This window comes from Methylomonas paludis (genome assembly GCF_018734325.1).
Classification (GTDB): domain Bacteria; phylum Pseudomonadota; class Gammaproteobacteria; order Methylococcales; family Methylomonadaceae; genus Methylomonas; species Methylomonas paludis.
In genome coordinates this window covers 3,642,482-3,652,713 of sequence record NZ_CP073754.1, presented here as the reverse complement: position 1 = coordinate 3,652,713, position 10,232 = coordinate 3,642,482, and the positions used below count along the sequence as shown (strand labels likewise).

Here is a 10,232-nt window from a genome sequence, read left to right as displayed (position 1 = left end):
CGCAGATCAACAGTTCTTCAACGGCATTTTGAATACTGCAGGTATTAATTCCAACAGCGGCTTATCCCTTATGCTCAAAGCAACAGCCAACTGGGATAGCAACAATGGAGCAGCCATCAGCCAGCAGACCATTACAACGATCAATCTCAACTCGACTGCCGCAGTTGCTGTTTCCGGAAAAGCTGGGCCTTGGAATCCGGGACTTAATCCAACTTATTCATACGGCTATCCAACCGGCTTCAATTATTCTGCTCAACCATTACCTCCCACCAAAGTCTATAGTGGCATAGGCACTTTACATTTCAATGCCGGTGATTCCCTCACCATTAAGTACACCGGCGGCCTGGTCAATCCTGGAGTTGGTCAAGGTAACGATGCAGGCGGTATCACAGATGGCTTCGACTTCCTCCTTGGTACCCCACCAGCCAATTATATTCCTGGCAATGTCAATCTAGAGGAATTGGTAGGCGTGTTCGCAAACGCGAATGATGTCATTGTCGGCACCCCATTTGCCATAGGGAATAGTGCTAAGGTGGTGATACCGACAAATGCCTATGAGCTACTTCTGGGATTTAATGACAATTACTACGCCGACAATTCTGGTTCGGTCAACATTGCCATCACTGAATCAAGCAATATCAATCCACCCACCCTTAACAGCGTCAGCTACAATGCCAGCAATGGCGTATTGACGCTGACCGGCTACAATAGCTCGACTCTTCCCTCGGCTTTTACCCCCACTGACCTGACTTTAACCGGCGATGGTGGCATCAGCTATACCTTAACCAGTGGCTCGGTGGCGGTGGCCGGTTCATTAACCAGTTCCAGCGTTAACCTACAATTAAGCAGCATTGATCAATTGGCCATTAATGGCCTGCTGAATAACAACGGCAATCAAGCTCAAGACAGCACACATTACCTGCTGACCGCTACCAATGAATGGCAGACCGGTGCAGGCGCCATTATCAATCAGCCGATTACCGTCAGTAACAGCACCACTCCTACCCTGAGTAAAGTCAGTTACAACACCGCCAGCGGGGTATTGACCTTTACCGGCAATCATCTGGTAAATCAAGGTAGTAACAATGGCATTACGGATAGTTATTTTACCTTGCAGGCAGGTAACAGCAGTTATATCTTTAACAGCCATGATCAGGTCAGTAATCTAAGCAGCACCGGCTTTACCATCACGCTGAGCAGCAGCGATCATGCTGTGGTTAACAGCTCCATTGATATGAATGGCACCACCAACAGTAGCGGCAATATTTATAATCTGAAAGCCAGTGCCGGCTGGGACAGCGATAGCGGCAATGCGGTCAATACCCTGGGGCTAACCGCCACTGGATATGTGCCGACATTGACTGCTGCCAATTACGATGCAGCCTCCGGCAAATTGACCCTGAACGGCAGTCATTTAACCCTCAACGCCAGCCAATATCTTGTTAACGCCTTTACGCTGAAAGGCGATGGCGGCAATAGCTATACATTAAGCAATACCAGCACGGTAAACGGCACCCCAACGCTCAATAGCGTCACGCTACAGTTGTCCGTCGGCGATCAGCTTGCCCTGGATGGTTTGTTCAATAAAAACGGCAATCAGGCCAACGATGGTAAAACCAGCTACAATTTGTCAGCCATTAGCGGTTGGGATACCGGTAGCAGTGCGATCACTACTCAAAGCATCAGCGTCAGTAATGTCACGGCTCCCACAGTCAGCGCAGTCAGTTACAACACCGCTAATGGTGTATTTGCATTCAGCGGCAACCATCTGGTCAATCACGGCGGCATTAACGGCATAAGCCTCAACAACTTCAAACTTAACGCAGGCACCAGCAGTTACAGTTTTAACAGCAATGACACAGTCAGCAATCTTACCGCTACTGGTTTTAGCATTAATTTAAGTAAAACCGATCAAACCAGTGTCAATACATTTATCAATAACAACGGTAACCAGTCTCTAAACGGTACCAACTATAACTTAAGTGCCACCGTCAACTGGGATAGCGATAGCGGCAATGCCATCAGTTCACAAGCTATCAATGTCAGTGGTGTGCCTGCCACCCTAAATAGCGCCAGCTATAATGCTGCCAACGGTATCTTGCAGCTAACAGGCGTTAATCTGACATTAAATACAGCTGATTACAACGTCACCACTCTTAGCCTGAAAGGTGACGGCGGTGGTAGTTATACCTTGAGTAATGGCAGTATACTCAGCGGCACGCCGACCAGCACCACTGTCAGCATCCAGCTATCGACAGCCGACCAACTGGCCATAGACGGCTTGCTCAACCAAAACGGCACTCAGGCTAACGATGGCACGACCAATTTTAGTTTAGCGGCTAGCGGCAACTGGGATGCTGGTGCTAGTGCTAGTGCCATCAACAGCCTAGGGATCTCTGTCAGCAATGTCACTTCACCTACGATAGCTTCGGTGACTTACAACGCTGCCAGCGGCGTGTTTAACATCACTGGTAGCAAGCTGAGCAATCACGGTTCCAGTAACGGTATTGCCGTTAGCAATTTTAAATTGACCGGTGGCAATAGCAGCTACAGCTTCAGTAGCAATGATACCGTTAGTAATTTGAGTGCTAACAGCTTTAGCATCACTTTAAGCAAAACGGATCAAGCAACGGTTAACAGCTTCGTTAACGCTAATGGCCTACAGCCAAAAACCGGATCAGCCTACAATTTCAGCGCCAGCGGTAAATGGGATAGTGATAACGGCAATCCAATCAGCACTCAGACTGTCACTGTCAGCAATCTAGCCACGCTCAGCACAGCCAGCTACGACGCCACTAGCGGCAAACTGACCCTGAGCGGCAACTATCTGACCACGACTAACAGCGACTATAATCTCACTGCCTTAACTATTAAAGGTGACGGCGGCAGCAGTTATACCCTTAGCAACAGCAGCAGTGTATTCGGCACGCCCACCAGCAGCAGTATTACTTTGCAACTGTCTGCCTCCGACCAACTGGCCATTAATGGCTTATTAAATAAAAATGGCAGCCAGGCTATCGACAGCAGCAATTATCTTCTGAGCAGTAATGCCGGCTGGGATACCTCGGCCAGTGCCAGCAGCAATCAGAGCATAACTGTCAGCAATTCCGCCAGCCCCACTATCACAGCGGTTTCTTACAACGCTGTTACTGGCGTATTCAGCGTCAATGGCAGTTCTTTTGCCAATCACGGCAACAGTAACGGCATTATCCTCAGTAATTTTAAATTCACCGGCAGTAACGGTAGTTACAGCTTTAGCGCCAGCAACGACAGCATCAGTAATCTTAGCGCAACCGGCTTTAACATCAATTTAAGCAGCGCAGACAAAACCACCGTCAACCACCTGGTCAACGCCAATGGTTTAAATCCGCAAACCGGCGCAGCTTACAACCTGAGTGCGACCGGTAAATGGGATAGCGACAACGGCAACGCGATTACAACTCAGGCGGTTTCTGTTAATGGACTCCCGACTATCACTCAGGCCAGTTACGATGCCAGTAGCGGCAGACTTAGCCTGAGCGGCAATAACTTTACTGCCAGCAATACTGATTACCAACCCACCAGTTTGACGCTGAAAGGCGATGGCAACAGCAGTTATACATTAAGCAGTGGCAGCAATTTGTTCGGCACCCCCAGCAGCACCGGTGTCACATTCCAGCTTTCTAGCGCCGATCAGCTTGCCATCAATGGCTTATTAAATAAATCCGGCACTCAGGCTAACGATGGTAGTACTACCTATACCCTTAATGCCGGTAATGGCTGGGATACCGGAATCGGTGCAGCCAAAAGCCTAGCGCTTACCGTAAGCAACGCTATAGCCCCCACCATAACATCGGTCAGTTACAACACAGCCACAGGCGTATTCAGTTTTACCGGTAATAATCTGAGCAACCATGGCAGCAGCAATGGCATTGCCGTTAACCATTTCGCACTGACAGGCGGTACTAACGGCAATTATCAATTCAATGCCAGCAATGACAATGTTGCTAATCTCAGTAGCAGCGGATTTACCATTACCCTAAACAGCACCGACAAAACAGCGGTTAACAGCTTTGTTAATAGTAACGGCACAGCTCCCAGCACCGGCGCTGCCTATAATTTAACGGCGACCAGCAACTGGGATAGCGACAGTGGAGCGGGCATCAGCAGTCAACCCGTCACCGTCAGCGGCCTGATACCGACCATCAACAGCGTTAAATATAATGCTGCCAATGGCCTGCTTACCCTAAACGGCCTTTATCTGACCACCGACAGTCATCAATATGTGGTTACCAACCTGACGCTAAAAGGCGATGGCAACAGTAGTTACACATTAACCACCGGCAGCAGCGTAACCGGCGTACCGACTAATACCAGCGTCAGCATCCAATTATCGGCAACAGATCAACTGGCAATTAATGGTCTGCTCAATAAATCTGGCACAACGGCCAATGACGGCAGCATTTACAGCCTGAATGCCGGCAGCGGTTGGGATTCCAGCATCAGTGTAGCCAACAGCCAACCGATTAGCGTCAGTAATACCGTTGCCCCGACACTAACAGCTGTCAGTTACAACGCAGCTAGCGGCGTATTCAGTTTTACCGGCAATCATCTGAGCAACCACGGCAGCAGCAACGGGATTGCTGTTAACAATTTTAGCCTGACAGGCGGTAGCAACGGCAATTACCAGTTTAATGCGACCAACGACAGTGTCAGTAATCTCAGCAGCACCGGATTTACCATTACCCTAAGCAATGCCGACAAAACAGCGGTGAATAGTTTTGTCACCGTCAACGGCACCGCCCCCCTTAGTGGCGCTGCTTACAACTTAAACAGCTTGGCTAACTGGGACAGCAATAACGGCGCCAGCATCAGTACCCAATCCGTCTATGTTAGCGGCTTATTACCAACGCTCAGCAGTGCCAGCTACAACGCAGCCACCGGCCAGCTCACCTTAAGCGGTAACAATCTCACCACAGCCAGTAGTAATTACCTGGTTACAGATTTCATTCTGAAAGGCGATGGCAATACCAGCTACACGCTGAGTAACAGCAGCACTATATCCGGCACACCTACCAGCACCAGCCTAAGCATCCAGTTATCGGTAACTGATCAATTGGCCATTAATGGCCTGTTTAACAAAAATGGCACCCTGGCTAACGATGGCAGCAGCATTTACAATCTAAGCACCACTATCGGCTGGGACACCGGTGCCAATCCGATTACAACACTGGGCATTACGGTAAGTAACGCAACCACCCCGCAGATCACCAGGCTGGCTTACAACGCAGAAACAGGCGTATTCAGTTTCAGCGGTAACAATCTGACTAACCATGGCAGCAGCACCGGCGTTGCACTTAACCATTTTACTGTGACAGCAGGCAACACCGGCAGTTATACCTTTAACAGCTTTAACGACAAAGTCAGCAATTTAAGCAGCAGGGGCTTTACGGTTACCCTCAATGCAAGCGATCTGTCTACAGTCAATGCCTTGCTTAACAACAACGGCAACCTGAACGGCAATAGCAGTGCCTATAATCTGACAACAACTGCCAAATGGGACAGCAACAGCGGGAATGCCATTACCAGCCAAGGCCTGTCGGTAACCGGCGCGACACAAACCGTGGTTTCATCGGGCATAGGCATTATCTCTGGCCTGGCTATCGACAGTGCCGGTAGTCTGTATTTGGCGGATAGTGGCAACAATGCCATTGAAAAAATTGCCGCAGGCAGCCACACTGTATCCAGCCTGCTTAACAACGGCCTTTCTGTTCCACAGGGAGTCGCCATCGATAGCGCAGGTAATCTCTATATTGCCGACTCAAGCGACAACGCGATTAAAGAAATTGTTGTCGGCAGCCAAACAGCTATCACTCTGTTAAACAACGGCCTAAATAATCCTGCCAGTATCGCGGTTGACACTGCGGGTAATATCTACATTGCTGATACATTAAATAATGCAATTAAAGAAATCAGTGCAGGCATCCACAACGTAACTACCCTGCCAGCCACAGGTATTAATGTACCGGATGCCATTGCCGTTGATAACGTTGGTAACGTGTATTTTGCTGACCCGCAAAACAAGGCCATAAAAGAAATTTCAGCGCTCGACCATAGCGTAACCACCCTGCTGACCACCGGACTTAACAGGCCCCAGGGAATTGCCGTTGATAACGCCGGAAATGTTTTTGTCACAGACTCTATCAGCAATAACATCAAGGAAATATCCGCAGGTAGCCGCACGGTAACCACTGTACTGGCCAGCGGCCTTGCCAACCCTACCGGCATCGCAGTGGACAGTGCGGATAATCTTTATATTGCGGACAGTAATAACCGCGTCATCAAGGAACTGAATCACGCCAATTATCTGTTCAACACCGCTCCAACCAATAACAATCTGGTTACGATTAATAGTCTTTGGGAAAATACCCAGCAAATTGAGCTGTCCAAATCCATTTTTACAGCCTTTGCCAACAGTAATAGCATCACTGCAGCCAATTTCAGTAATAGCAGCAGCCCCACCAGTGCCGCCGATTATCTGTACTACAATGCCAGTACCGGCGGACTGTATTATGCTGCCCAAGGCTCCAGCAATCCGGGTAACGCTATTGAAATTGCCGTCGTGGGCGTCAACAGCCACCCATCTGCATTGAGCATAGGCGATTTCAGTCTGTTAAGCAGCAAAACGGCACCGACACTCAGCAAAGTCAGTTATAACGCCGCCACTGGTCAGCTTACTCTGACCGGTGCTAATCTCACCAATAAGATCACTGACTACAATATCGCCAAACTAAGCCTTAAAGGCGACGGTGGCGGCAGTTACACCCTGAGTAACAGCAGCACCATAACAAGCACCCCAAGCAGCAGCACACTAAGTATCCAGCTTTCCAGTACCGATCAGTTAGCTATTAACGGATTGTTAAACAAAAATGGCAATCAGGCTAACGACGGCCTAAGCAATTACAATCTCTATGCCGCCAGCGGTTGGGATACCGGCGCCAACACCATCAGCAACCAAAGCATTACCGTAAGCAACGCCGCCACACCATCGCTATCTGGGGTAACTTACAATGCGACAACCGGCGTTTTTACCGTTAGCGGCAGCAATCTGGACAATCATGGCAGTAATATCGGCATTGCGCTAAACAATTTCACCCTATCGGCAGGCAGCAGTAGCTATACTTTCAACGCCAGTACAGACACTATCACTGCGTTGAGTAATAGCAGTTTTAGCGTTACATTGAACAGCGCCGACCAATTAGCGATTAATAGCTTTATCAACCATAATGGCAGCATGGCCGGCAATGGCACCGCCTATAATCTGTCGGTCAGCGCCAACTGGGATAGTGATACCGGCTCATTGATCAACACTCTCGGTGTCTGGGTCAATAACGTCGCCTTACAAAACCTGATAGCATCTGGCCTTAACAGCCCACAAGGTATTACCATTGATGGTTCAGGCAATCTGTACATTGCCGATACACTTAACAACGCGATCAAAGAACTGGCGACAGGCAGCCAGACCCTGACGAATCTGATCACCACCGGCCTGAACAATCCGCAAGCCATAGCCCTTGATAGTGCCGGCAATCTGTATATTGCCGATACCGGCAACAAAGTGGTTGAGCAATTTATACCCAACACCCAAACGCTAACCACAATCCCGGATAATATTCTCGGCAGTCCGCAAGGCATTGCCGTCGACAGTGCAGGTAATATCTACGTTGCAGACCCTATCAACAATACCATTGATGAAATAGCCGCAGGCAGCAACAACTCATCCACCCTAGCGGTTAGCGGCTTAAATAATCCACAAGGTGTGACGGTTGACAGCGCAGGCAATGTTTATATTGCCGACACTGGCAACAACGCTATCGAAGAAATAGCCGCAGGCAGTAACAGCCAAACCACCCTAGTTAATTCAGGACTATTCAGCCCTACCAGTGTTGCTGTCGATAACAGCGGTAACTTGTATATAGCTGATCAGAATGGTGTGGAAGTGTTTACCGCCAACACCCAAAGTCTGTTATCACTTAGCGATAGCCGCTTGAAAAAAGCCGCCGCTGTTGCGCTTGATAATGCCGGCAATCTCTATATCGCCGATAGCGGCAACAATGCTATTGAAGAAATCACTCACAGCGCCCTGACAGCCATTCCGGTACTGACTGGCGTCAGTTACAACGCCAGCAGCGGCGTTTTTAGTTATACAGGCAGTAATTTACTCAGTCACAATGCATTGGCATTAAGCCATTTTATGGTTTCCCTGCCACTATACAATGGCGGTATCGCCTACGGTCTTGCCGGTTACACATTTAATACGGCTAATGATATCGTCAGCAATATCAGTAATAATGGTTTTAGCATCACATTAAGCAGCAGCGATCAGGCCACCGTCAATGCATTTATTAATACCAACGGCACAAGCAATAATGGTCAAAGCTATAGTATTTCCGCCAGCGCCAACTGGGATGGCGGCTATGGCACAGCCAAATCCACACTACCATTATCGGTAACAGGCGCTGCGATGCAGGTATTGGCTACTAATGTTAGCCCTTACAGTCTTGCGGTCGACAATCAGGGCAATATTTTCTTTAGCGACGGCACTATTCAGGAAATTAAGGCAGGCAGCTCATCAGCACCGGTTTTAATCTCAGCCGGTTCAGGGTCTTTTAATTTTATCGCCCTGGACAATCAGGGCAATCTATACGCTGACGGCTTTAATCAGGAAATTGATACCATAAGCGCCACCAGCCATAGTCTGCAGCCTATTCTATATGGCAGCGCTTACGGTATTTATCCTTACAGATTGGCGACAGACACTACCGGCACTTTATATGTAGCTGACAGCTATAATGACATTCTGGAATTTACACACGGCAGCCATAATATCAATACTCAAATTGCAAGCGGTGCAGGCACTCTGGGAGGCATTGCTGTTGATAATGCAGGTAATATCTATTTTGCTGATTCCAGCAATAATAGTATTAGTGAAATTGCTGCAGGCACCACCACCCCGCAAACCATATTCGCTAGCGGTCTGTCCACACCAACGGCCCTGGCAATGGACAGTGTCGGTAATCTCTATGTGGTGGATAGCGGTAACAACGCAATTAAAGAAATCTCAGCCGGTAACCATGTCGTTACCACACTGCTTTCTGGCAATGATTCGGGCACGAACGTACCCATGACAATTAGCAGTATAGCGGTGGATAGCGCAGGCAACGTTTATATTGCCGATACCGATAATCAACAAATCAAAGAAATTATCCATTCCACATACGTTTTTAATAACGCACCATCCACCACCCCTATTAACATCAGTCAATTTTGGGAAAATACCGGACAAATTGAGTTATCCAAATCAGTTTTTAGCGCTTTTGCCGGAGCAAACAGCGTATCGGCTGCAAACTTTGCTAACGCCAGCACTGCCCAAAGCCCCAGCGATTATCTATATTACAATGCCGGCACCGGCGGGCTTTATTACAATGCCGGCACCTCCAATCCAGTTGAAATTGCTGTGATTGGCGTCAACAGCCATCCAAGTGCATTGAGTTTAGGCGATTTTAAATTGATTGCCTGATTAAAGCCTATTCCTAGCATAGTCACAAACTTTACCAGGAATAGAAGCGGGGGTATCAAGGCGGGCGCCATTATCCTGGTAAAGCTATGAACAGCTATGCTTCTGCTCGGCCATCCGACACTTTGCTTAGTGAATATGCACTTCCCGGGATTTAGCTTTATCGCTTCTATTCAAGGTATAGTCATCCTGGTCACCAGGCAAAGGCTTGCCATTACTGCCGAGCTGAATCAGGGTGCCGGCATCTTTAATGGTGAACAGACGTTGGACACTATCTTTGTTGGAAGTTAAGGTCAAAATATGACTGACATCATCCCAGCTGTATTTGCCTTTATCGTAATATTCTCTGGCAGAAGCCATTGCGTTCTGGGTAACCAGCAGATAATTGTTTTTTTGTTTCAAAGACAATGTCATTTTAAAACCATCACAGTCTTTTTCTTTACATGGTAAATAGCCATAAAAAACGCCACGGAACACCTCTGCCTCACTAGCCGGATTGGTGTGGGCAGAATGATCCACGCCACCCTGACGACTTAATTCCCTGGCCTTGAGTGCTTTTTCCTGGAGTTGCATATCCGATTCAGCCCAAGCCGGGTTAAGCATCGACAGCAATGCGCCGAAACAAATCAAAGTCACATATTTTTTAATTTTTATTTTTGATGTTTGCATATTAGAT

The 10,232-nt window shown here is 48.2% G+C and carries 2 protein-coding genes; one reads left to right on the top strand and one right to left on the bottom strand.

Annotated elements, in window-relative coordinates:
- Positions 1-70 precede the first annotated feature (70 nt).
- On the top strand, positions 71-9,559 hold the full coding sequence (locus KEF85_RS16650; protein WP_425515605.1) for a virginiamycin B lyase family protein: 9,489 nt from the start codon (positions 71-73) through the stop codon (positions 9,557-9,559).
- A 126-nt stretch (positions 9,560-9,685) separates the two neighbouring features.
- Here KEF85_RS16650 and KEF85_RS16645 read toward each other — a convergent pair whose 3' ends face one another.
- Positions 9,686-10,225 (bottom strand): copper resistance protein NlpE, encoded by a 540-nt coding sequence (locus KEF85_RS16645; RefSeq protein ID WP_215582411.1) that lies wholly within the window; start codon positions 10,223-10,225, stop codon positions 9,686-9,688.
- Positions 10,226-10,232 lie beyond the last annotated feature (7 nt).

Coding starts and splice junctions, on each gene's coding strand:
- KEF85_RS16650 (WP_425515605.1), top strand. CDS start 71: ATGCTCAAAGCAACAGCCAACTGGGATAGCAACAATGGAGCAGCCATC.
- KEF85_RS16645 (WP_215582411.1), bottom strand. CDS start 10,225: ATGCAAACATCAAAAATAAAAATTAAAAAATATGTGACTTTGATTTGT.